20 protein-coding genes are annotated in these 23,334 nt (G+C 44.3%); 2 read left to right on the forward strand and 18 right to left on the reverse strand.

The features are described 5' to 3' along the window. Positions 1–62 precede the first annotated feature (62 nt). From FFM80_RS13005 to FFM80_RS13050, 10 genes are all read right to left on the reverse strand, one after another. A complete protein-coding gene (locus tag FFM80_RS13005; protein WP_137641195.1) occupies positions 63–2,276 on the reverse strand; it encodes a BspA family leucine-rich repeat surface protein in 2,214 nt (737 codons plus the stop codon). Positions 2,277–2,539: 263 nt separating this feature from the next. Further along, positions 2,540–3,115 carry a histidine phosphatase family protein gene (locus FFM80_RS13010; protein ID WP_171001120.1) on the reverse strand — a complete coding sequence of 192 codons (576 nt, stop codon included), beginning with the start codon at positions 3,113–3,115 and terminating at the stop codon, positions 2,540–2,542. A 119-nt stretch (positions 3,116–3,234) separates the two neighbouring features. Beyond that, entirely contained in the window at positions 3,235–5,391 is a 2,157-nt protein-coding gene (locus tag FFM80_RS13015) for an L-type lectin-domain containing protein (RefSeq protein ID WP_137641197.1), read from the reverse strand. 169 nt (positions 5,392–5,560) lie between these two features. Further along, the gene (locus tag FFM80_RS13020; protein WP_137641198.1) at positions 5,561–8,116 is read right to left on the reverse strand and encodes a carbamoyl phosphate synthase preATP-grasp domain-containing protein; all 2,556 of its coding nucleotides are present in this window, start codon (positions 8,114–8,116) and stop codon (positions 5,561–5,563) included. After that, on the reverse strand, positions 8,113–9,195 hold the full coding sequence (locus FFM80_RS13025; RefSeq protein ID WP_137635414.1) for a carbamoyl phosphate synthase small subunit: 1,083 nt from the start codon (positions 9,193–9,195) through the stop codon (positions 8,113–8,115). Before FFM80_RS13025 ends, FFM80_RS13020 begins: the two co-directional genes overlap by 4 nt. Before the next feature lie 33 nt (positions 9,196–9,228). Next, a complete protein-coding gene (pyrR, locus tag FFM80_RS13030; RefSeq protein ID WP_137641199.1) occupies positions 9,229–9,759 on the reverse strand; it encodes a bifunctional pyr operon transcriptional regulator/uracil phosphoribosyltransferase PyrR in 531 nt (176 codons plus the stop codon). 163 nt (positions 9,760–9,922) lie between these two features. Next, positions 9,923–10,846, reverse strand: coding sequence for an RluA family pseudouridine synthase (locus FFM80_RS13035; protein WP_137641200.1), 924 nt, complete (start codon positions 10,844–10,846; stop codon positions 9,923–9,925). Between the two features lie 17 nt (positions 10,847–10,863). Beyond that, complete coding sequence (lspA, locus tag FFM80_RS13040) at positions 10,864–11,313, reverse strand: signal peptidase II (RefSeq protein WP_137641201.1); 450 nt, start codon at positions 11,311–11,313, stop codon at positions 10,864–10,866. 165 nt (positions 11,314–11,478) lie between these two features. After that, positions 11,479–13,134, reverse strand: coding sequence for a formate--tetrahydrofolate ligase (locus tag FFM80_RS13045; protein WP_137641202.1), 1,656 nt, complete (start codon positions 13,132–13,134; stop codon positions 11,479–11,481). A gap of 95 nt (positions 13,135–13,229) precedes the next feature. Next, positions 13,230–13,619, reverse strand: a complete 390-nt coding sequence (locus tag FFM80_RS13050) for an EbsA family protein (protein WP_137641203.1) — start codon at positions 13,617–13,619, stop codon at positions 13,230–13,232. Positions 13,620–13,654: 35 nt separating this feature from the next. Between FFM80_RS13050 and FFM80_RS13055 the strand changes: the two genes are divergently transcribed. Then, positions 13,655–14,041, forward strand: coding sequence for a ribonuclease HI family protein (locus FFM80_RS13055; RefSeq protein ID WP_137641204.1), 387 nt, complete (start codon positions 13,655–13,657; stop codon positions 14,039–14,041). Here FFM80_RS13055 and FFM80_RS13060 read toward each other — a convergent pair. The 8 genes from FFM80_RS13060 to FFM80_RS13095 form a co-directional block, all read right to left on the reverse strand. Beyond that, a complete protein-coding gene (locus FFM80_RS13060; protein WP_137641205.1) occupies positions 14,038–15,144 on the reverse strand; it encodes an NAD(P)/FAD-dependent oxidoreductase in 1,107 nt (368 codons plus the stop codon). The genes FFM80_RS13055 and FFM80_RS13060 overlap by 4 nt on opposite strands. 644 nt (positions 15,145–15,788) lie before the next feature. Then, the gene (locus FFM80_RS13065) at positions 15,789–17,096 is read right to left on the reverse strand and encodes a DUF5776 domain-containing protein (protein ID WP_137641206.1); all 1,308 of its coding nucleotides are present in this window, start codon (positions 17,094–17,096) and stop codon (positions 15,789–15,791) included. A gap of 341 nt (positions 17,097–17,437) precedes the next feature. Continuing rightward, a complete protein-coding gene (locus FFM80_RS13070) occupies positions 17,438–18,040 on the reverse strand; it encodes a nitroreductase family protein (RefSeq protein WP_137641207.1) in 603 nt (200 codons plus the stop codon). Positions 18,041–18,239: 199 nt separating this feature from the next. Then, complete coding sequence (locus FFM80_RS13075) at positions 18,240–18,851, reverse strand: response regulator transcription factor (protein WP_137641208.1); 612 nt, start codon at positions 18,849–18,851, stop codon at positions 18,240–18,242. Continuing rightward, complete coding sequence (locus tag FFM80_RS13080; protein ID WP_223877370.1) at positions 18,848–19,879, reverse strand: sensor histidine kinase; 1,032 nt, start codon at positions 19,877–19,879, stop codon at positions 18,848–18,850. Before FFM80_RS13080 ends, FFM80_RS13075 begins: the two co-directional genes overlap by 4 nt. 73 nt (positions 19,880–19,952) lie before the next feature. Beyond that, a complete protein-coding gene (locus FFM80_RS13085) occupies positions 19,953–20,711 on the reverse strand; it encodes an ABC transporter permease (RefSeq protein ID WP_137641210.1) in 759 nt (252 codons plus the stop codon). Further along, on the reverse strand, positions 20,708–21,595 hold the full coding sequence (locus tag FFM80_RS13090; protein ID WP_137641211.1) for an ABC transporter ATP-binding protein: 888 nt from the start codon (positions 21,593–21,595) through the stop codon (positions 20,708–20,710). Before FFM80_RS13090 ends, FFM80_RS13085 begins: the two co-directional genes overlap by 4 nt. A gap of 169 nt (positions 21,596–21,764) precedes the next feature. Then, positions 21,765–22,130, reverse strand: a complete 366-nt coding sequence (locus tag FFM80_RS13095) for a hypothetical protein (protein ID WP_137641212.1) — start codon at positions 22,128–22,130, stop codon at positions 21,765–21,767. Between the two features lie 212 nt (positions 22,131–22,342). On the opposite strand from FFM80_RS13095, the gene FFM80_RS13100 reads away from it, so the two are divergent. Next, the gene (locus tag FFM80_RS13100; protein WP_137641213.1) at positions 22,343–23,302 is read left to right on the forward strand and encodes a cation diffusion facilitator family transporter; all 960 of its coding nucleotides are present in this window, start codon (positions 22,343–22,345) and stop codon (positions 23,300–23,302) included. The last annotated feature ends 32 nt before the right edge of the window (positions 23,303–23,334 follow it).

Raw genomic sequence — 23,334 nt, forward strand, 5'->3', positions numbered from 1 at the left:
AGGCACTGTCATGGTAAGACCTCAATTCGTTTTTACCAAGATTATACCTAAAAAAGATGTTTTCAAACAGACCCTAAACCAGTGTTAAACGTCTTAAGATCAAGCTCGTTCAATCCCGTACATCCTGCAAACATATAATTCATATTTGTGACATTGTCAGTAATTAACGAAGAAACATCTAACTCCGTCAATCCAGTACAACCACTTAGCATATAGCTCATATTTGTGACATTGTCAGTAATTAACGAAGAAACATCCAACTCCGTCAATCCAGTACAACCACTTAACATATAGCTCATATCTGTCACGTTTCCAGTAGTTATTTGTGATAAGTCAACACTAGTGAGACCTGTGCATCCGTCTAGCAATCCACTCACATTTTCAAGAATGCCATTATTTAATGGCGATAAGTCAACACTGGTTAGCCCTGTACAACCACTCAGTAAATGACTAATATTGGTAATCTTACTATTATCAGTTAAATGCAAATCAATTGAGGTCAACCCACTACAGCCACTGATTAGACCAGAAATACTACTGACTTTTCCGGTCTGTATTGACATTAAATCAACATTTGTCAACCCACTACAACCATTCAGCAAGTTGTCCATACTTGTCAATTGACTAGTATCTAAAACACTCAAGTCGACCGAAGTTAAGCCGCTACAGTCTCGTAATAGTCCTGAGATACTTTCAAGTTTTGCTTCAGAGAACGCACTTAGGTCAATACTTTTTAATCCTGAACAACCGGCAAACATTCCAACCACATACGTTGCATTATGAAGATCTAACGGATTTAAATTAATACGCTCCAGTGAACGACAATTTTTAAATACATCTATAAAGAGATCATTATTCGAAGTATCAAAACTTGATAAATCAATCGTTTGTAACGAGGTACACCCAGAAAACATCTCCATCATCATATCAACTTTCGATTTTTCCTGGTTTATAAATTTTATTTCTTTTAAACTAGTACAATTCTTAAACATTCGTCGATCATCGAAGATAAGAAAATTTTGGGGCTTTTCATTGGTTAAATCTACTGTCAGTGATGTCAAACTTGTACAATCTTCAAATATTCCACGTCGTTCTCCATTAAGATGAAAAACATCAATATCAAACTGAGAAAGCTTGTTACAATGAGCAAACATGCTTGAGGTCTGTTGAACTGTACGTAAGTCTATACCATCAAGCTTAACTGACTCTAATTCATGACAATCTTCAAACATTCCCGGTGTAGATAGCAAAGATTCGGCAGGACTATTTGGTAGAATTGCTGTTTTTAATCCATAACATAAGTAGAACATATTAGTCATATCAATAACATTATTGATATTCCAACGACTAATATCAATCTCTTCTAATACTGTATTCTCATAAAACATACGCGTCATGTTTTTAGTATTACTAGTATCAAGTCTTTCAATATGTTCATAAGATTTAACTTTGAAAAGGGCGCTAAAAAGATTGCCGCAATCTTCAGGTGCCACTATTTCGTCATCAAAGCTTACTTTAGTCACGACGTCATTATATGCTTGCCAATCTTCACTAACGGCCTTCCCTGCAAACAATACGCCACTTGTAAAATGTAAAACACTACTATCGATATACCAAACGTGAGAAATTCCCCAGTGGCCTTGGGCAATTGCCGTCTCAGGAACCGCGACAGCAGCTTCCTTGTTTTCAACATTTAAACGTTGGTCTTGAACTGCTGCTTGCTTTCCATCACTTATTCTGGCAACATTAGTGTCTATCTTACGTTCTTCACTTGAAGAATAACTATCACTTGGCGCTGATGTTCTAAGAGTTGTATCGGAGGCCAGCGTTTTTCGAGAAGTGGTAGCTAGGTCTTCATAATCTGAATCGTCATCACCGTTACCCGTGTCTTCTTTATCGGCATCGATATTATTAGAATCGATATTTTCTTGATATTTCTGAGTGCCTACCGCCTTATCCTCACTCACCGAGTCTTCAACTTGATGGTTGTCCGAATCTTCAGTATTCATTGGCAGCGACTCTTGTTCTTGAACATTATTATCTACTTCTTGATTAGTATCATCCAAATCATTACTAGTGGGTATAATTACTGCCTTATTATTTAATTGCGTATCAGTATTAACTGGCTCATTAGCATCATCACTGGGCGGTTCCACATCCGCTTTAGCTACTTGTTCACTGACTCCCCAACTAACCACTAGCATTCCCGCTATAATCCACGCCCGCCCCTTTTTGTACATTTTATAATGCAATTCATTACTTTTCCCGGTATGCATATTAACTCCTCCAAATCTAAAAGTTAATCTACTGTCAGTCCATATGTGTAAACATTCACAATTACAGTATAGACTATATTTTACCTAACTAATAGTTAGACTTACTAAAGTAATACGCCTTAACAACCGGGAATTGCTAAATATTGTGCAACTATCCTAACAAACTAATTCAATAAAAAACAGTTAACACTAGTTTAATCCCACCATACAGTGTTAACTGCCAATTAAAATAGATAGCCAATATAACTTACCTATTAATTATCTTAATCATCCAAGTTCCGCACACTAACAAGCTCAAACTTTCCATCATCATACAAAAACTTCAACACTGCACAATTATTAACTCGGATTTGACGCCGCTGCATCTCCGTAGCATCAAGCCAGCGTTGCAAAAACATATAACTCGCCCCACCATGGCTAACTGCCAACACCTGCTGATGATCCGGGCGCGCCATAATTTCCGTCAATGTCTGAACCATCCGTTCTTGAACCTGTTTACCCGACTCGCCACCGAACTGCACAAAATAATCGCCATAACCGAGCTGCCCTGGCGAAAACTTCGGATTCAAGACTTCACTCTCACCCTCAAAAACACCAAAATTCCATTTTAAGCGCTGATATGACTGCTTAGTCACTAATTCCAACGTATCAACCGCACGCTCTTGGGTCGATGCATAAGCATGGTCAAATTTAAGGCCTTGTTGCTTAAAATAACGACCAACTGACTGGGCTTCCGTAATCCCTTGCGCCGTCAGCGGTGAATCGCATGCGCCTTGAATACGCTTGAGTTGATTAAACAAAGTTTGCCCATGCCGCATTAAGTATAATGTTTTCGTCAAAATTATCGACCTCCATAAAATGATGCTGTAACCGATAACAATCATAGCGCACTTTTTGAATCAAGACACATAAAAATCCTGAACAACTTATGAGCGTCATTCAGGATTAAGGATAGTACTTATTCAGTTGTCGGCACATCATTGAGTGTCCAATGAATCGTCGTTTGATAATCACCGGGCACCGCACCACTAGAGACATTCAGTAAAACCCCTTGTTTTGGCGCCCACTGTGCGGCGATATGCTGTTCGTCATCATCCGTCGTCGCCTCATGATCCATCACAATTACATTATCACGAATTAACGATTGGTCCTGTAAGCCGTTATTGAAGACGACATCCACATTGAGTGGTCGCTGATGACTGTCCACTGGTTGCGTCGCATGGGCTTGTAACTGCCACCGACTACCAGTTCCACGCTCATCGTCTACCACAACTTGCCAGTCAGCTTGCCGGCCAATATGATGCTGCGGTTGACCATTAACCGCAACCGGCTGAAACGCACTCTGCGTGGCAACTTTGCTCAGCGTTAACGCCCCACGGGGAACCGTCATCGTCACATGGACCTCATTTGAACGTTGCGCTGTTTGGTCAGTCACACTCAAGCTCAGCTGATTGTCACCATTATGCAGATAATGCCACGGCACCACTAAATTGAACTTGCCAGAATTTCCGGTTGCACTATCATCCCAACTCCATTTTAATTGATCCGGTATCGTCAACAACTGGTTATTCAATTTAATTGTGATTTGATCAGCCGCCTTGTTCTCCCATTTACCTAGCCGATAAAAGAGGCGTCCAGTGATTAAAGCGTTATGCCGACGTTCAATGTCTTGATGACTGCTAATTTGATCGCCAGTCAATAATAAGTGAACTAGCCGCTGACCACTAATATGAAAATCCGGTGCATCAACACTAATAATCTGGTTTAGCCCTCGAAAAGCTTGGTTAACTTGTTGCACGGTCACCACCGTATCTGGTTGTGCGTTCTCCGCCACACCGGTTAATGTTAAGGTGGCACGCGTATTGTTAATTGATAAATCATCACTGAATTTAAACTTTAGATGGTTACTTTGGATATCAGCCGCCGTAACTTCTTGCGTGTGACCATCCGCATAGGTGAGGACACCACTTTCAAATTTAAAATGAGCGTCTAAAGGTAAGTCAGCTTGAATCTTTGACCAAGCCTGTTGCCCACTCAAATACTTCAAATCATATTCGTACTGCAACTTGTCACCAGTTGTCACTTGAGCGCCATCTTTGATATCCTGCTTTGTTGTTAAATTTTTCAAATTCAACGTTGCTCGTGCATCGACAACATCAGGGACCCCTTCAAAAATAACGTAAGCTTGTTCATAACTGTCACCTGTCGCACCGGTAAAGCCCCAATAGACCTTATCATCAGCACTGTGGAATTTATCACAATCAATTTTAGCAGTTCGCTGCGGTGCATTAGTCTTGATGCGGCCAGTTTTAGGGTCCTTATCATCAAAGGTATAGGTCATAGAACCCTCACGACTACCGTTTTTAGGGGCTTCCCACTGTAGGGAAAGATGGTGCCACTGACCATTCGCTAAATAAAGGTTCTGAATAGACTGTTTGTGCGTCAAAGAGTAATAATACCTTGTCGTTGGAATAAACCATGGCAAAGGAAAGTCCGTATATCCATGCGGAACATAACTAGCTGAATCTCCAGGATAATTTTCCGCAATATGCATACCGGTTGGACCACGAAAATCATACGCATCATTAAACTTTTGTTCAATATTACCATGTGTATCAAACTCTAATGCCCAACTCTTATCGATTGCAGAATCTGCTACACTTTGTGGGTTAGAATTATCAGTGTCTTTCCCCCAGACACCTAACGCCTCACCATCATTTCCTCGCGCATTAATTCCATCTTTACTATTATGCAAAACAAGTGCCATCCCATCGCCAGCATTGATACCACGATCGCCAAAGTACAGCCACATCGACGCTTTTGCATCTTTTTTTAAATCAAATTTAAAATTAGGCTTCGACCAAATTGCCCCTAATTGATATTGCTTCTGTGTAATATTCACAATATCCGCCTGATCACTGTCCGCTGGCGCCGGGCTCACTTGCGCACTATTACCATCAAAATTAGCTGTTTCAAAAATGTTATGCAACCGAATCCCATGTGGTGCTGAATCACGAATCGCCTGATTGACTTCCGCTGAAGCCGATAATCCCATCGTGCCCAAAAATAATCCACTCAAACCCACTAACAACAGACCCCCAAGTAGTGGTTTCATCTCTAACGCTCCTTCTAGCCTAACTTTTATATTGTAATTTAATTTACGAATATAATTTTATAAATATACCCTTAACTGTTTACACTAGCAGTATATCTACTATTGTTAGGTTTGGCAAGTCTGACCAACAAAAAAAGACCTAACATCGACTTGATATTAGGTCTAACTTTTAAAAATCAGTACTTTCATTACCCTCATTTAACGCATCTAATGCCGCTCGTAAGGTTGCCCCATACGCAATCACGGCACCAGTCGCATGACCAGGTTCACCAGTAACTTCCGCCTCATCATAAATCTGTAACTGATTATATGGAAAGGTATTGGCTTGGACGAAGACTCGCTTCAACTTCGCCAGGTCGGGATAATCATACATCACCTGACTGAGCGGCTCACCCAACTTAACGTGTAACAATAATCGCGTGACACTTGACCCGCTGGCCTTACTAATCAGTGCCATCATCGCCAAGCTCATCGGCTCAATTGTTGCCAAGTGTAGCTCTTCATCAATAATCGTTAACCGCACCGTGTATACGCCCGGCGTTCCATAGCTTAAAACGCGATGCTTAATTTCAATAGATAACGCTTCAATAGCCTTATTTTCAGCTTTGTCTTGAATCGGAAAGACTTCAATAGAACCACGGACATTCGACCGTAAGTTATTGCCGGCAATAATTTCACTAATGCCAAAAATCTGAACATCCTTACCGTCTGTAATCACTTCGACGGCCGGCTGATCATTGGTCTTAATCTGCTCACGTGGCAGACTATTATCAATCTGAATCACATGATAACCAAGATCAGTTAGAATTTGCCCCAAATGTTCATCATGATACGTGGTAAAGATCACTTCCGGCTTTTCAATCGCCAAGACGTTCAAAATATCAGATACCTGCTTGGGTTCAACATACCGCTTAGCCGCTAGTTGTGGCGTCATCGCAACACTATTCGGGTTAGCATTGATCAAAATTGGCTGATAATCAGCTTTTTTTAAGTAGAACAGTAATTGTGACACCAAGTAATCATTCCCATGATTGGTCCCAATTCGGTTCGGGCCACTGCCAATAACTATCGCCCGCTGACCGGCTAACTGCTGACTCTCGTTATCGTACTCGTAAGTCGAATAATAGGTATTCGTTTGTTCAGTGAATTCACCCGCAGTTGGCTCGATTTCCTTAAAGGTCGGATGAATCTCATTTTCAATCGCAAAGTGACTAACCTTGGCCGGTTCCGTTTGCCAAGCCGCGGCTGCATCTTCATCAGTAAAGCCGAAGTATTTCGCCCGACCTAAGGCATGCACATCAAACGGATGCTCGCGCAAGGCTTGTTCAATTTCGATAATATGACTGAGCTTATAAAAATAAAACGCATCGATCTTTGTCAATTCAGCTAATTCGTCAATCTGATAGCCCCGATTTAAGGCTTCCAGCAAGACCAACATCCGCCCAGCTTGTGGGTGGATCAATCGTTGAATTAATTCACCTTCCGAATATTGTTGCGGCTGATTGGCAATCACATGGTACCGCGACTCGTCCGTGGCCCGCAACCCTTTTAATAAGGCTTCTTCGGTTGAGCGCCCAACACCAATCACGGACCCGGTGGATTCCATCACGGTATCCAATTGATGACTGACTTTTTTCAACACATTGAACGGCCAGATCGGAATCCGGCAAACAATATGATCTAAGACTGGCTCAATTAACGCCGTCTGCTTACGATACCGTTTCGATAATTTGACCTCTGACAAGCTCACACCAACCATCAAGTTCGCCGCAATCGTCGCTAATGGATAACCCGTCGCTCGGGCGGCCATCGCCATTGCCCGATCAAAGTACGGTGTGACCTTAATCACATAGTATTGCTGCGTCACAGGATCTAACGCAAATTGCATATGACAAGGACCCACGATATGCAACGCTTGCATGATTTCTAACGTAGCTTGCCGAAACTGCTGATACTCTTGATCAGTGATCGTCTGCGTCGGCGCAAAGACAATTGAATCAGCCGAGTGAATCCCAACCGGATCAAAGTTTTCCATGCCAGAGATTAATAACGCCGTCCCTTTAGCATCCCGCATGCCGATAAATTCAATTTCCTTATAGCCAACAATACTTTGTTCAACAATACATTGCTTAGTCGCAGACACTTTAAAGCCCATCGTCAATGCACGGACAAAGTCTTCTTCATCTTCACATAGCTGTCGACTAGCTTCAATCCGCGGAGCCACTGATTTGACGATCACTGGAAAGCCAACGTGTGCCATGACTTCATCGGCCTCAGCTTGACTAGCCACCACTTGTGACGCAATCACCGGTTGACCTAGTGCTTTTAAGCGATTGCTCATTAAAGCGGGGTTAACAATCATATCAATGGTCTCTGCGTCCCATTGCAATAATTGAACGTGATTATTCTTAAGCACATTATTCCGAATCAAGGCTTGAATTAAGCTGACTCGTTGAATACCACCCAATGATGGAATCAAGCCATCCGGTTGTTCAGTCGCGATAATCTTTGTCAACGCGCCCACCGTTAAAGGTTCAATATAGACCTTATCCGCAAAATTATTCTCAGCAGCCACCGAAAACGGGTTGTTGTCAACTAACACGACCGCAATCCCAAGCTTACGAATGGCACTACCAATTTGCGTAATGGCGGCATCGTGCTGACCCTCGCGACCAATATCATTGTGACCAGCACCGATGATTAAAACTTTTTGTAAATTGTTCACCAGACTGGCCCCCTTGCTTGTTGCATCGATTCAACAAATTCATCAAAGACATCTAACGCATCAGTTGGCCCTGGCGCACCGTCTGGGAAGAACTGCACCGAAAAGGCTGGGAAATCCCGATAACGCAGACCTTGAATCGTCCCATCAATTAAGTCCACAAACGTGGTAATTAACTTATTGCGATCAATCGTCGTGGGATCCACGGCAAATCCTTGGCCTTGTGACGCATAAATAATCTGATTGGTAATAACTTCACGAATCGGATGATTAGCGCCATGATGTTCCGGCGATAGCTTCATAATCTGTGCGCCGTTAGCCATGGCAAATAGTTCGTGGCCTAAACCAATGGCAAATAGCGGAATCCGATTTTGAATATTTTGAATCATCGTTAACACACTGTCCGGCAAATCTTGCGGCTTCCCAGGACCGGTTGATAGGATGACCCCATCTGGATCTAAATTAATAATTTCTTCCGTTGTCGCCGTATAAGGCAAAACCGTCACGTTGCAAGCGCGTTTACTGAGTTCGCGCAAGATACCGTGCTTCAGGCCAAAGTCAATGACCACCACATTTAAGCCAGTCCCCGGATTAGGAAATGGCTTAGGCGTGGCGACCGCCGCAACTTGTTGATTGGTTAGCACGGTCGCCCCTAGCTGGTCAAAAGCATGGGCATCGGCGACATCGACGATACTAGCTTTCATTGGCCCGCTGGCACGTAACTGTTTGGCTAAGTGACGCGTATCGATATGGCTAATGCCTGGAATATTTTGTTGCTTCAAGTATTGATCTAGTGACCAGCGCCGTTGTCGATTGGTCGAGATGCTAGCGACATCCCGCACGACCACGCCTTTAACCGTTGGCAAGATCGACTCATAGCTGTCATGATTGATCCCGTAACTGCCAATCGTTGGCTGGGTAAACGCAATAATTTGATTATGATAAATTTGATTTGTAATAATTTCTTGATAGCCCGTCATGCTAGTATTAAACACGATTTCGCCAGTTGAAACCGCTGGTGACCCGAAACCTTCACCCAGGTAGGCACTGCCGTCTTCAAGAATCAAATAGCGGTCTGCCATGTCGATCCCTTCTCACTTTTTGACATAAAAATCCTAATTATCGTTTATAATTTCAATCCCATCATGACCATCAACTTCAGTCACGGAGACTTTGATTCGTTCTTGCAGCGCTGTTGGAATATTCTTGCCAATAAAGTCCGCACGGATTGGGAGTTCTCGATGGCCACGGTCAACGAGCACCGCTAGCGAAATACTTTGTGGCCGGCCGCCACCCATTAATGCGTCTAAAGCGGCACGAATCGTCCGCCCGGTGAATAGCACATCGTCAACGAGAATCACCCGTTTATCAGCCACTGGAAAAGCCAGTTGATATTTACCGGGTGCTAACGCGATATCTAACGGCTGGTCATCACGAAACGGGGTAATATCTAATTCGCCAACCGGCACAGTCGAACTTTCCAACTGCTGCAGCCGTTCCGCAATCCGTTGCGCAACATAGACGCCCCGGGTCTTAATCCCTACTAACACAATATCGCGAATCCCTTTATTTTGCTCGATGATTTCATACGTAATCCGCGTGAGCGCGCGTTTCATCGCCATGGAATCAACCACTTCTTTTTGCATGATCTGCCTCCCAATCTAAATGAATTGACTTTTCAGTCCTAATCACTAGTCAAAAAAGACGACGGTCGGACATTTAACTGTCACGACCGCCGACGAAAGTTGTTGGTTAACGTTGCCTTTCAGTCTCTCTGGGCCGGATTAAAGGACTCTCATTACTGTTAGATTAATGATTCAAGTCAGTTTTGTCAAGCTTCGCCAAAGTTGCTTTAAAAATTGGCGGTAATGGCGCTTCAAACTGTAACATTTCACCAGTCACCGGGTGCTTGAACCCTAATAGCTTGGCATGTAAGAACTGGCCATGCCCCTTAATGGTCTTCTTCGGTCCATATAACGGATCACCTACTAATGGGTGCCCAATTGATTGTAAATGGACACGAATCTGATGCGTCCGCCCAGTTTCGAGCCGACAGCTGATTAAAGTATAGTGCAAATAGCGTTTCAATACTTTAAAGTGGGTGACCGCGGGCCGGCCATCTGCTACGATGGCTTGTTTCTTACGATCCTTGGGTGACCGACCAAGCGGCGCATTGATCGTCCCAGTCTCTTCTTTGATCACTCCATGAACTAACGCAATGTATTCCCGCAAATTAGTCTTCGCCTTGAGCTGAGCCGCTAGCGACCGGTGGGCCCGATCATTTTTGGCGACCATTAATAAGCCCGACGTATCCTTATCAATTCGATGCACGATTCCTGGTCGAAACTCCCCATTAATCGTCGACAACGGACTGTGATACAGTAAGGCATTGACTAACGTTTGATCCGGATGCCCAGGCGCAGGGTGCACGACCATCCCTTGTGGCTTATTAACCACAATCACATCATCATCTTCATAGACAATATCTAATGGGATGTTCTCCGGCACCAATTCAATCGACTTGACCGTTTGTGGCGCGATTTGAATCGCATCGCCAGCTTTAACCTGATACTTACTAGGTTGTAAGACGCCATTGACGGTGACTTGACCATCCTTAATCAGCTTGTCGACTTGCGAGCGTGTCCAGATGGATTGTAAGCCCGCCAAGACCTTGTCTAGTCGACCAGCTTGTTCACTCACCGTAAAGTTTTGTTCGGCGGTTGCTCCTGCCAAAAATCGTCACTCCTTAATTACTTGTCAAACGACTCATCTCGTAAAACGGCGATCAACACTAAAATGACCCCGACCGTTAAACAAGTATCCGCAAAGTTAAAAATTGGAAAATTAATAAAATCTAATTGGAACATATCGACCACATAGCCAATTCGAATCCGATCGATAAAGTTGCCTAAGGTACCGGCAATCATAAAGACAATCCCAGACTCATATAGTCGATGGGTTCGCAACCGCCATAATAAGTACACCATGACCCCCAAAGCCACGATTGAGATGAGATAGAAAAAGCCCATTTTCCCCTGCAAGATGCTCCAAGCAGCCCCATCATTATGCAAATTAGTTAACGATAATAGCCCAGGCACCACCGTTTGGCTAGCCCCAAGTGCGATATGATTTACAATCGCTGATTTGATAACTTGATCAGCAACGACCAAGACGAACATTAAAACCCAATAAATCCACATATTCTGCTCCTCACAATCCGCTAAACTTGTTTAATTATACCAAAAGAAACCCATCCGTGCAGAGGGTCAACGGGAAATAGCCGCTTTTTACCCCCAACCACAAAACTGAGCAGTCAATACCGGGCATTCACCCTAGTATCACTGCTCAGTACCACTTATTTAACGTTAGAATAAACCTGAAATTTTACCATCGTCGCTAATATCCATATCCAAGGCAGCCGGATGTTTTGGTAGACCGGGCATTGTTAAGACGTTTCCAGTCAGAGCCACGATAAAACCGGCCCCCAACTTAGGGACGAATTCACGAACATTGATCGTAAACCCAGTTGGTGCACCAAGTAACTTAGGATTATCACTCAATGAGTATTGCGTCTTAGCCATACAGATTGGCAATTGATCCCAGCCGCGTTTGGCAAATGCCCGTAATTGGCGTTTCGCCTTACCCGAATACTCAACTTGTGCCCCACCGTAGATCTTGGTCACAATCGTTTTAACCTTATCTTCAATACTGTCGTTGGTTGCATACAATGGCGTGAATTTACTTGGTTGATCGGCCAACTTAACAACGGCTGCTGCTAAGTCTGTTGCTCCAGCACCACCTTGACCCCAAACGTCAGCTAGCACGGCTTCAACCCCTTGTTCAGCACAATAAGCTTTAACCGCCTTGATTTCGGCATCAGTATCGGCCGTAAATTCATTAATTGCGACGACTACTGGGACGCCATATTGTTGCATCGCATGAATATGATGACCTAAGTTAGCCGCGCCTTGTTGCAAGGCCGCCACATTTTCTTCGCCCAAATCAGCCAACGCCACACCGCCATGCATCTTCAAAGCGCGAATCGTTGCGACAATCACGACCGCATCGGGGGCTTGGCCCACGGCAGGCACGTTAATGTCCATGAACTTTTCACCGCCGAGGTCGGCACCGAAGCCAGCTTCAGTAACCGTATAATCGGCTAAGTTCAAACCAGCTTGTGTCGCCAACACACTATTACAGCCATGAGCAATATTAGCGAAAGGCCCCCCGTGTACCATCGCTGGTGTATGGGCTAAAGTTTGAACTAAGTTTGGCCGCAATGCATCTTTTAATAGCAACGTAATTGCGCCACCAACTTGTAGATCAGCGACCGTTACCGGTTGGCGATCATGGGTATACCCAATCACAATCCGGTTAATCCGTTGCTTCAAGTCAGCAATATTTTCTGAAAGACACAGAATCGCCATCAACTCACTGGCCACCGTGATATCAAAACCATCTTCCCGGGGCACGCCTGAGGTTGGCCCGCCTAAGCCAATAACAGTATGGCGTAGCGCTCGGTCGTTGATATCCAACGCTCGTTTCCATTGAATCCGACGCTGATCAATACCTAACGCGTTGCCTTGTTGAATATGATTATCAATTAACGCCGCTAACGTGTTGTTAGCCGCCGTTAAGGCATGCATATCACCGGTAAAGTGTAAGTTAATATCTTCCATTGGAATAACTTGCGAATAACCACCACCCGTGGCACCGCCCTTCATGCCCATGACCGGTCCCAATGATGGTTCCCGTAAGGCAATCATGGTCGACTTACCGATCTTAGTCAGCGCATCACCTAACCCAATCGTGACCGTCGACTTGCCTTCACCCGCCGGCGTTGGGTTAATCGACGTCACCAAAATTAATTTACGCTTGGTGTCTTTAACTGGTAACGGCAACTTAAGCTTGGCCTTGGCACTACCATACTGGTCAATCTCAGCCGCGGTTAAGCCCGCCTTGGCCGCAATCTCAGTAATTGGTTTTGGTGTGACCTGTTGTGCGATTTCAATGTCTTTCATTAATCTCTGACGCCCCTTTAGTTATAATAGTTACAGTATACCCGTTCATCAATAAAATATGAACGATTAATTCTCTTATTATCAATAAAGTTCGGTTATTTATCTAACTGAGCCAATTCAATCAACGCTTGGCGACTTTTCTTCGTCATTAGGAACTGATAACGATTGCGATCCACTTGAACGGCCACCCCGCCACGAATAGCCGTGATACTTTCTAGCTGGTCACGTGGAATGACCAGCCAAGAGCGGTTAAAGACGGTACTAAAAATCAACAAATTGCGGTCAATCGACACTCGCCGTAGACTAATCTGAATGGCCACTAACGCTATAAACAAGACCGCGATTAAGACTAATGGCCATTTAAACGTTAAAATTTCGAGCCACCAAATAATGCCGACCATTAACACGAGTAAGGTCCACGACCAGACAATTAGACTAGATAATAGATTTGGTTGATACTTAAAGGTATGCTTAGAGTTACTCATGTGACCAAATTCCTTTCAAATGGAGCGAAACTAAAATGCAATTATATACTGACGCCGCGACGGAACCCGTTACTAAACGGAGCGCCGCGGGTATCTTACTGATTGACCAGGGCCAACAGCACCAATATAAACAGCCGCTACCCCTTGGCGATAATCATACCGCCGAATTTTTAGCGGCCATCGCTGGCTTTAAAACGCTGCTCGATACGTTTGGTCCCGGTCAATCTGTCTTCTTCTTTACTGACAGCCAAGTCGTCGCCGAAAGTGTCAGTAAAGCTTATAGCAAAAATTTCAATGTTGAACTACAAACTCTTTTACACTTGCAAGACCAATGCCAAGTGGTGATTACACAATGGATCCCCGAAAGCGAGAACCACGGCGCTCATCAACTGGCCCAACAGGGGTTGCATCTAAAACCTTAATCCGCATCTTCTAGATACGTCTCAATTGGCAACTGGTATTGATCCCAATCATGGGCACCCGTTAAGACGTAATCTGCTAATAGTTTACCAATGATTGGGCCCGTCGTTAAGCCGGATGACCCTAAGCCACTGGCCATGAGAATGTGCGGATTATCCGGCAACGCCCCGAAAAATGGCGCAAAGTCAGCCGTATAAGCCCGGGTGCCGACCTTAACTTGACTAATTTGAGCTTTCGTTAAGTTTTGGTCAAGCTTGTAGCCACTGGCGAATAAGTCATCTTCAACCAAGTCAGAAACTTGTAAGTCGTAGCCTTGATCATTTTCGTGGGTAGCGCCGACAACCAGCTTGCTGCGGGTAAAGGGAATAAAGTCCCGTTCACCTTCCGGCATTAAGACGGGGACATCATCACCCCAAGTTTCAGGTAATTGTAATTCGATTAACTGACCTTTTTGGGGACGGACTTTGGCGACAATATGCATGGGTAACAACATCGGTTTCAACCAAGCTCCCACGGCCAAAATTAACGTATCGTAATTTTGTTGTCCATGCGGAGTCATTAATTGCCCCTGATCACCAAGCGTGACTTTGCCCTTATGCCGGACAAGGTTGCGCTTTTCAGCATACTTTAATAAGTTATGGGCAAACTTATCGCCATCGACGCGTGCACCGCCACTAATGAACACCCCTGGTTGCGGATTAGTCAATAGTGGAATCCGCTGTTGCACTTCAGCAGCAGTCAGCTTTTCAATCTCACCAATCTGCGGCGCGACTTTACGGCGTTCAATCGCCAAGTCATACAATGCTTGTAAATCAGCCGCATTACTGCGGGTCACAATCGTACCGGCTTGTTGATAGACCGAATACCCCATTTGGGTATCCGCCACAATCTCCGGATACAACGCGGCGCCTGCCTTGGCTAATTGATACCAGCGCTGATTACGGCGCTTCGATAACCAGGGCGAGATAATTCCCGCTGAATTTTTGGTGGCTTGACCAATCCCTTCATCATAAATAGTCACACTTAACGTTGGATCTGCACTTAAATAGTACGCAATGGTTGCCCCGACAATCCCACTACCAATAATCGTTACTTGCTTTTTCATTATGACTCACCTTCCACGACCGTTCTTAACTTCCAACTTCCATTTTAGCATAACCGGGTTAATCACGTGAACGCGCTCATTAAGATGCTCATCTGATTTAAACTGACTGCGCCGGATTGACGCTGGAATATGATTAGTCACTGAACATCATCCAATGCACTCTGCGCTCAGTCATATTTTATTTATTAAGTTCCGCAAGTGTTAATTGCCGTAGTATTAGCACCCTGCTATTAACAAGTATTCACTTTTAAACTGACTTCGACTAACACAGCGCGCTTGATATATTTATTGTTTAGCAAGCTTTATCATTTGGAAAATGATTCCCCGATTACTGACAGTACTTTTAGTCGCAAAAGACCGTTTGATCCTAATTAACTATTATTTGCATATACCAAGGTTTCAATTTAACAGCACTCTAGTAATCCAAACGTATTTGTAGACAATTCACATTTCTAAGATCCCATCACCTATCCCTAATTTATGGGTTCTTGTTATCAGCAACTAATTGTACCGCTACTTTTTCTGCAATTTAGCCATCACCACCAGATCTCAGCTTGCCAATTAACGACCTGTCAGGTTAAACCAACAAACGCGCCTAACAAAAAGACCGATCAACAACTAGGTGACCGACCTTTCAACGTAGCTTATTTAAATTTTACATAGCTATGCAGCGCGGTGATATAATGCCCATCACTGGTTTGATAGTAACGCGAGCCAGTGGACCGTTTACCCACTCCTGTCACAGTTACCGTACTGCCTTTTTTGACTTTGGCAACGCGTTTCGACTTATTGAAAGTCTTAGTCTGATATTTATAGAAGGTCTTGGACGCTTTTAGCGTGTGGCTACTTGGCATCGTTTCATAATAAGCATGATTGGAAATTTCGACTTGCGCCGTAATGTAGCCCCCAGCAACCTTAATTCGATACAGATTGCCGGTCCTAACAACTTTGCCTTTTAACGTCGTGCCCTTTTTATAAGACTTCCCTGTTTTGTGTTTCAAATTTACATCACTGTAAAGATTGGCTTTCTTGCGTAATTTGTATGACCCATGTTGGCCAATCCAATAAGCTGCAATATCTTGTGACTTGACCCACTTATTTAAACCAGCCAAGTAAACCAATTGTTTTGATTGATCGGTTGTCACTGCTTTTTTAGCGGTTATTTTGTAAAGCTGCTGTTTCGCTGAGCTAGGAACCGGCGTCCCGTCATAATAGGTTCCCGCTTTCTTATAGAGATAGGCATGCTGACCAACATTATAACTACTATAAGCATAGCTCGTCCCTAACCACCAGCTCAACGGATGATAGCTGGAAACGGCACTTGAATTATACAATGAGTTATCGACGTACTTACCTAAAGAAGATAAGTAATAACTATCCGTGTATTGCCATAATGAATATGTAATTGTCGGTTTGTATGAATAATTCGCAATCCATTGGGCATCGAACGCTTGCCGCGCACTATTGGCGTAAGTCGTCGCAAAGCTTTGATAAGAGTAGAAGATCAACTTTTTATTCGTCAATGACCGCATCTCGTTATACCACGCTTTAACCGCGGCGTTGGCAGCACTACGCCCCATCGAAGACGTTTCAAAGTCTAAAATATAGAACTTGGACTTCTTATTGGACCGGGCATAAAATTTTTTGGCTTCAGCCTTAGCCGTTGCCGTACTGGTAAATGTGGCATAATCATACGAACCAAACGGAATCCCGTGCTTAACATACAGATTCTCATTATTTGTATGATACAAATCTTCATAACCAGTGCCATATTGCACCCGGTTGATTACAAAGTCGGCTTGCGACTTCAAACTTTTGACTTGGGTATTGGTTAATTTGCCCTGCCATTCTGAGATATCTGGCACGGCGGCATCGGCCTTAGTCGTCACACTAAACAGTAATAAACAGCTCAGTGCAACCAAGGCCCACGCCCACCTTCTCGTTACTTTCACAATCACGTCACCTTTCCCTCAACAACTGAATTATGCTACCCCCTTATCTTAACGGTAACCGATTGCGTTCCTGACACAAGCAGTTATCAATCGCTTTACAACCTTTTTACATCATAAACAGTCTTATTACAAAACAGTTTTATGTCGATTGCTTTGATGATTGAACGCAATAACTACTATCGTAAACTGCCCTTTTGGTGGCCTTATCTGATCAATCGGCCATTCAGCTGTTGTCAGCGGTACCCGGATTAGGTGGGCTATCACGGGAATTGCTTTATTGCTTGGGTATTACAAACACTAAAAAAGCCACCCCATAACTTGGGATGACTCGCGGATAACCTTTATTCGAAAATCTTAAACCGGTCGCTGTCGGCCATAAATTCTTTCGGACCAGCTGGGGCTTCAATCGACCCAAATGGCATCTGTGCCCGTAATTTCCAGTTAGCTGGAATATCAAAAGCCTTGGCAACTTGGTCATCAATCAATGGGTTGTAATGTTGTAAATTGGCGCCAATCTGATTTTCAGCGAGGCTGACCCAAACACTATATTGGGCATTACCTTGCGCTTGTTCAGCCCAGTCGGCGAAGTTAGCAGCATATAGTGGGAAATCAGCTTCATTTTGCTTAACTACTGCAGTGTCAGTAAAGTACAAGATCGTCCCGTAAGCGGCCTTGAAGCCGTTCAACTTCGCAACCGTCTTCTGATAAGCGGCTTCAGTTGGGACTTCTGACTTCAAACGGTCAGCCGTCATCTCCCACAATTGGTCATGATAGTGATTGAATAAGATAACTGCTCGAGTCGTTTGATTGTTGAACGCTGAAGGCGCATTCTTAATGGCCGTCTCAATGATTTGGGTGAGGTCCGTATTACTGGCGGCAACATCCTTGCCTAATGCATAGATGGTCCGGCGGTTAGTTTGTAAAGCAGTAAATTTAGTTTCCATGGGTATCAACTTCCTTACTTTTAGTTTGTAGCATTAGTATAACACTTACTTTTTGTAAGTAAAGTGATTAATCAGCTTAATGATCAACAAAACCCGCTAAACCATGCTGCTGCAACGGCTTAACGGGTTTAAACTTTTTATTGATTGTCACGATTTAAAACTAGTTGTCAATAACAAGGTTCCCCAATACCAAACTTTTTCATGACGCTAACCATTTATTTCGCTGTGCCACTTGAACCGCTTCTAGCCGATTGTGCACCCCCAATTTACTAAAAATCGCCGATAAATAATTACGCACCGTACCGGCTGACAAATACAATTGTGCCGCAATCACCTTAGTTGGCAACCCTTGTGCCGCCGCTTTTAATACTGCAAGTTCGCGCTCTGTTAAAGGATTCTTATCCGCGGATAACATATTAACCACTAACTCTGGTGCATAGATGGTGGCACCGGCCATCACTTGGCGAATTGCCGCAATTAAATCGTCGCTAGGACTGTCCTTTAACAAGTATCCTGCCACTTGTGCGGCCACAGCTCGTTCAAAATAAGCTTTTTGCGCAAAGGTCGTCAAAATAATGACTTTGGTCGGTAGCTTGGCGGCCTGAATCTGATCAGCCACATCTAACCCCGACAGCCCGGGCATTTCAATATCCAGAATCGCGACTTGCGGTTGCAACTGCTGAATTTCGGTCCAAGCAGTTTGGCCATCACCAGCTGAACCGACCACGTGCAGATCATCTTCTAGTTCTAATAATTGCGTCAAAGCAGAGTTCAACATGCTCTGATCTTCAGCCAAATATAACTCAATCACGCTTTTGTCATCTCCTTAGGAATCGTCAAAATGAGTTGTGTGCCCCGACTAGGTGTCCCAATCGTAAACGTCCCATGCGCTTCGAGCATTCGCGCCTGCATGCCCGTGATGCCATTAGCGCCATCACGGGTCAACGGCCCACCTTGACCATCATCTTGGATGACGACCTGATACCCCTGATCTGGCTCACTAAAGGTCACCTCAACTTGATGGGCATGGGCGTGACGAATCACATTTGTTAACGCCTCAGTCATGGTGGCGGCAAACACGCCTTGGATCGTTGTTGGCCATTGAATCGCTAGCTGCTCACCAGTCGTCGCCAACCAAACATTTGCGGCCAACAAGTTCCGATTTTGCGCCAGCAAGACTTCGCTAAGCGACCGCTGATGCAGGTCATTCACAATTGAACGGACCATTTGTAAGTTCTGGCGACTCGTCTGCTCAATATCATCAAGTTCGGCAGCAACTTTATCTGGGGCTTTAACCAACAATTTCTTAGCGAGCTCCGTTTTTAATGTAATCATTGAAAAACTCTGCCCCAGCGTATCATGCAAATCACGCGCGATCCGCTCACGCTCGTCACGTTGCACAATCGTTTGTAAGCGCCGATTAGTCTGGCGTAATTGCCGTTGCCGCACAATTGATCGCGAAAAGGTATACGACAATAGTGGCGAAATCATGGGGAAAATCAGCCCCATAACTTGCCCATTATGCCAGCCAAAAACATCTGGCGCAATCTGAGCAGCGTGCCAGATGCCGGCAATGATAAACGCATAGTAGCCCGTTAAAAACCAATAAAAAACTTTTTTCGGCTGGCGAGCTAAAATAAATGACACTTGCCACCCCGGAAAAATAATCAAATACAAGTTCTCACCTAGCGTGGCAAATAAACCCGTCACGACCAATTCGAGCGGTATTGTCACTGGCCGCCAACTAGCTTTTTCGACGACTAAAACATATAGCACTAAGAAAGCCGCTAATAGACTGAGCCAAAACCAATCGGCGACCGTTCTAGCTGGCACGTACATGGCCACTGAATACGGTAAATATCCCAGCCAAATATAACTGGTCCACTCTAAATTTTTGAACTTGGTGGTCCATCTAGGCTTTGACAACCCCATCACCCCGTTTAAGTAATTGGCGCGTCCCACCGACCACGATGATGGTCAGTAAGCCAATCCACCCGACAACACCAATTACAGTTGTTGCATTAAGTGTAGCATGAGTGGCGACGGCCCCCAACCAATTATTCACGAAATAAGTCGGCATTAACTTACCAATCGGCTGCAGCCAGCTTGGTAGCATCGCCATTGGCCACCACAAGCCACTGATAATCGCCATTGGAAAGGTGATGAGGTTACTAACGACACTTAACGTTTCGGCGCGGTTAATGAATGACACCAATACGCCAATCAGCATTGTCGGTAATTGACCAATCAAGGCGATCCCAACAATCGTCGCCCATTGACCAACCGTTAAGCTAACTTGATTAAAGACCACGGCCAACCCACCTAAAACTACAATCGCCAAGGCATTCATCACCATGCTCCATAAGCCAATCGATAAATAATATGTTTTGACCCCCGTTGGCGTAAGCTGTAGCCATTGTAATAGGCCCTGTTCACGGTCATGCATCAAGATCTGAGGAATCCCGAATAAAGCGTTAATCGTCCCACTATAAACAATCATACTGGCCATATATTGCAAATTGAAACGCATCGGTACCGCCCCCGATACCATGACTTTTGTAAATAATAAATAGAATCCCGCTGGCATTAAGATTGAAAAAAATTGAAACGAAAAGTTCCGTAAAATCAAGCGCCGACCGTCAAATTTTAGTTGTGCCATTAATGTATTCATGCTTTAGCCCCCTTGGTTAATTGAACAAAAATCTCCGACAATGATTCCCGATTGATCGTCACTTGTTGTAACTGCGCCAAATACGGGACGAGTGCTTGCAACGTGGCATCCCTGTCCTCACTACTAATTTTGATAGTCTGATGACGACCAGTCACGGCAGTCACGCCCGCTAAATGGTCAAACGTCGACCCCGGTAAGGCCGTTTGAAAGGTAATCACTACCTGCTGATAACGCTGTTGTAAGGTTGCAAAGGTCCCCTGAAACGCAAATCGACCATCCTGTAACAATAAGATACGATCAGCCACTTGTTCAATCTCCGGTAGATAATGACTGGTAATAATCACGGCTTTGCCTTGCGCTTTTAAGACTTGAATCCGTTGCCAGAACGCCTGTTGGGCATTGGTATCCATCCCGACCGTTGGCTCATCTAAAAACAACAAGTCAGGATTGCTAATTAAGGCTAGGGCAAACGTCACCCGGCGTAACTGCCCACCCGATAAAGCCGTTAACTGCTGCTGCGCAAACGCCGTCAAGTCAAGTGTCGTTATTAATGTCGCTGCGGATAAAGGCGCTGGATAATTTGTTGCCGCCATCGTTAACAGCTCGGTGACAGTCACCCCCCGAATCGCCATATCGCCTTGTAACATGGAGCCAATCTTTTGCTTAGCCAGAGCACTGCCGGGTGTCTGGTCAAATACCGTTAACTCACCGCTATCCGCCGTCCGCACCCCTAATAATAGATTCAGCAAAGTCGTCTTACCAGCACCGTTTTCCCCAATTAACCCGATGATTTCACCCGTCTTAATCGTTAAATCCAACTTATCTAAAACCTGATGTTTCCCATAACTAAAGCTCAGTTGTTTTGCTTGAATGATAGTCGTCACTTTGGTCATCCCCCTTTGAATAACCTTAGTTTAGCAAGCTAGCTAGTTGACGCCTAGTTGGGTTTGTCATGAGTTGTTAGTGACAAATGTCATATTTTAATTAGACTAGTTTACATAACTTTAATTATTTAAAGTAGATTACTGCAAAATAAAAAAGCCAACGCAATCGTTAGCTTTTATCCGTCTGATGACCCCGATAAATCTGATAGCCCCAAAGCGACCCTACGACTAAAAAGGCTAAAATAATCCCATCAATATAAGTAAACCGCGTCCCGATGAGTGGATTATAGAAGAATAAACACCCCACCGCCGGAAGATACGCGAACCGTAGCTTTTGCAATGACTGAACGTGATCCTCATTAGTCACTCGCTTAACTTGCCACCATAACCCCAACGACATTAACCAGGCTAAAACTTCCGCCGTCATCACTAAGACTGGCGCACTCGTCGTTTGCTGAGTGGCCGCATACAGGCCAATAATTAAAACACCATAGACGAACCCTAACAGGCCCTTAGATCGTACTAAACTTGCCAATCTCATCATCCCTTTATTATTTCCTTAAAGTTATCATAACGAACTTAATGGCTAATAACAACTACATTAATGAATCGCTTTTTGGGAAAGTTGCCTAACTGCCGGTTAACTATTCCTAGTCATAATTCCAGCTTAACCACTCGCTTTTACTTCAAATGGCGTGTAACCAATCGTATGCTAAAGCTTATTAAAGGGCAAAGGACTGAGCATTGATGCCTGTAACAAATAATTGGCAACATATTCAACACCAAGTGGTTAAAAGTTTAAAGTCGGCCCGACGACACCTCTGGGGTAACGTTATCGTCTACTTGGGTCTATTTCTAATTGAATATTACTTTGCCCAAGTCGGCCATTCACAGACATTGCGGGCCGATGCCTTCAATAACCTTTCAGGGATTGTTTCAACCGGCCTGCTATTAACCGGCCTATACATCGCCGCCGAAACCCATGATGATGATCTCTTTGGCGCGCCTATCTCAGCAGCTGAACAACAAGCCATTGGTCCTCGCATTCAGCAATCACGCTTTCGCTTTGAGACCATCTACACCCTCATCGCCGGACTTATTATGATGGCGATTGCGCTAGAAATCATCTTTAAAGGCGGGCTAACTTTACTCCATCAAGCCAAAATCAGCGTGCCCTTACCGATTGCCGGCTTTGGGGCTGCCTTTTCCGGACTGACCTTATTGATTCTATGGGGATTCAACCATTATTGGAGTCGTAAACTAAACAATGCCGCCCTGATTGCTGCCAGTCGTGATACTTTCAGTGACGCCTTAACGAGTCTAGTCACCGTATTAACCGTCCTCGGAACGACCTGGCTCAAGTTGCCTTGGCTAGATAGCGTGGCCAGTATCTTACTCGGCATTTACATTTTTCATTCTGGCTTGCATATTTTCCAAGAAAGCAGCTTAAACTTAGTTGACTACTTTGATCCTTATTTAGAAGAGCGCTACCAAACTAAGATTGAAAGTCTGTCCGCGGTTCAACAAGTCACCTTTCTGCGAGCTCATTACGATGGCAATCTCATTATGTTGGATGTGACGATTGCCATTGATCGTCAGTTAACGGTCGACAATATCTACGCATTAACTCAACAGATTAACACGCTGATGTGGGCTAAATTTGGTGTCATGGAGACCAATGTGATGATTGTTCCGGCTGACGAGTAAAAGCCGCCAAAACGAGATACTCGCTTTGACGG

It is taken from the genome of Lactiplantibacillus dongliensis (assembly GCF_005405105.1).
GTDB classification, from domain to species: domain Bacteria; phylum Bacillota; class Bacilli; order Lactobacillales; family Lactobacillaceae; genus Lactiplantibacillus; species Lactiplantibacillus dongliensis.

Excerpts from the sequence above, each read along its gene's own strand:
- FFM80_RS13025 (WP_137635414.1), bottom strand. The coding sequence starts at position 9,195 with ATGGCAGACCGCTATTTGATTCTTGAAGACGGCAGTGCCTACCTGGGT.
- pyrR (WP_137641199.1), bottom strand. The coding sequence starts at position 9,759 with ATGCAAAAAGAAGTGGTTGATTCCATGGCGATGAAACGCGCGCTCACG.
- FFM80_RS13085 (WP_137641210.1), bottom strand. The coding sequence starts at position 20,711 with ATGAATACATTAATGGCACAACTAAAATTTGACGGTCGGCGCTTGATT.
- FFM80_RS13050 (WP_137641203.1), bottom strand. The coding sequence starts at position 13,619 with ATGAGTAACTCTAAGCATACCTTTAAGTATCAACCAAATCTATTATCT.
- FFM80_RS13005 (WP_137641195.1), bottom strand. The coding sequence starts at position 2,276 with ATGCATACCGGGAAAAGTAATGAATTGCATTATAAAATGTACAAAAAG.
- FFM80_RS13045 (WP_137641202.1), bottom strand. The coding sequence starts at position 13,134 with ATGAAAGACATTGAAATCGCACAACAGGTCACACCAAAACCAATTACT.
- lspA (WP_137641201.1), bottom strand. The coding sequence starts at position 11,313 with ATGTGGATTTATTGGGTTTTAATGTTCGTCTTGGTCGTTGCTGATCAA.
- FFM80_RS13055 (WP_137641204.1), top strand. The coding sequence starts at position 13,655 with ATGCAATTATATACTGACGCCGCGACGGAACCCGTTACTAAACGGAGC.
- FFM80_RS13015 (WP_137641197.1), bottom strand. The coding sequence starts at position 5,391 with ATGAAACCACTACTTGGGGGTCTGTTGTTAGTGGGTTTGAGTGGATTA.
- FFM80_RS13100 (WP_137641213.1), top strand. The coding sequence starts at position 22,343 with ATGCCTGTAACAAATAATTGGCAACATATTCAACACCAAGTGGTTAAA.
- FFM80_RS13060 (WP_137641205.1), bottom strand. The coding sequence starts at position 15,144 with ATGAAAAAGCAAGTAACGATTATTGGTAGTGGGATTGTCGGGGCAACC.
- FFM80_RS13080 (WP_223877370.1), bottom strand. The coding sequence starts at position 19,879 with ATGTACGTGCCAGCTAGAACGGTCGCCGATTGGTTTTGGCTCAGTCTA.
- FFM80_RS13070 (WP_137641207.1), bottom strand. The coding sequence starts at position 18,040 with ATGGAAACTAAATTTACTGCTTTACAAACTAACCGCCGGACCATCTAT.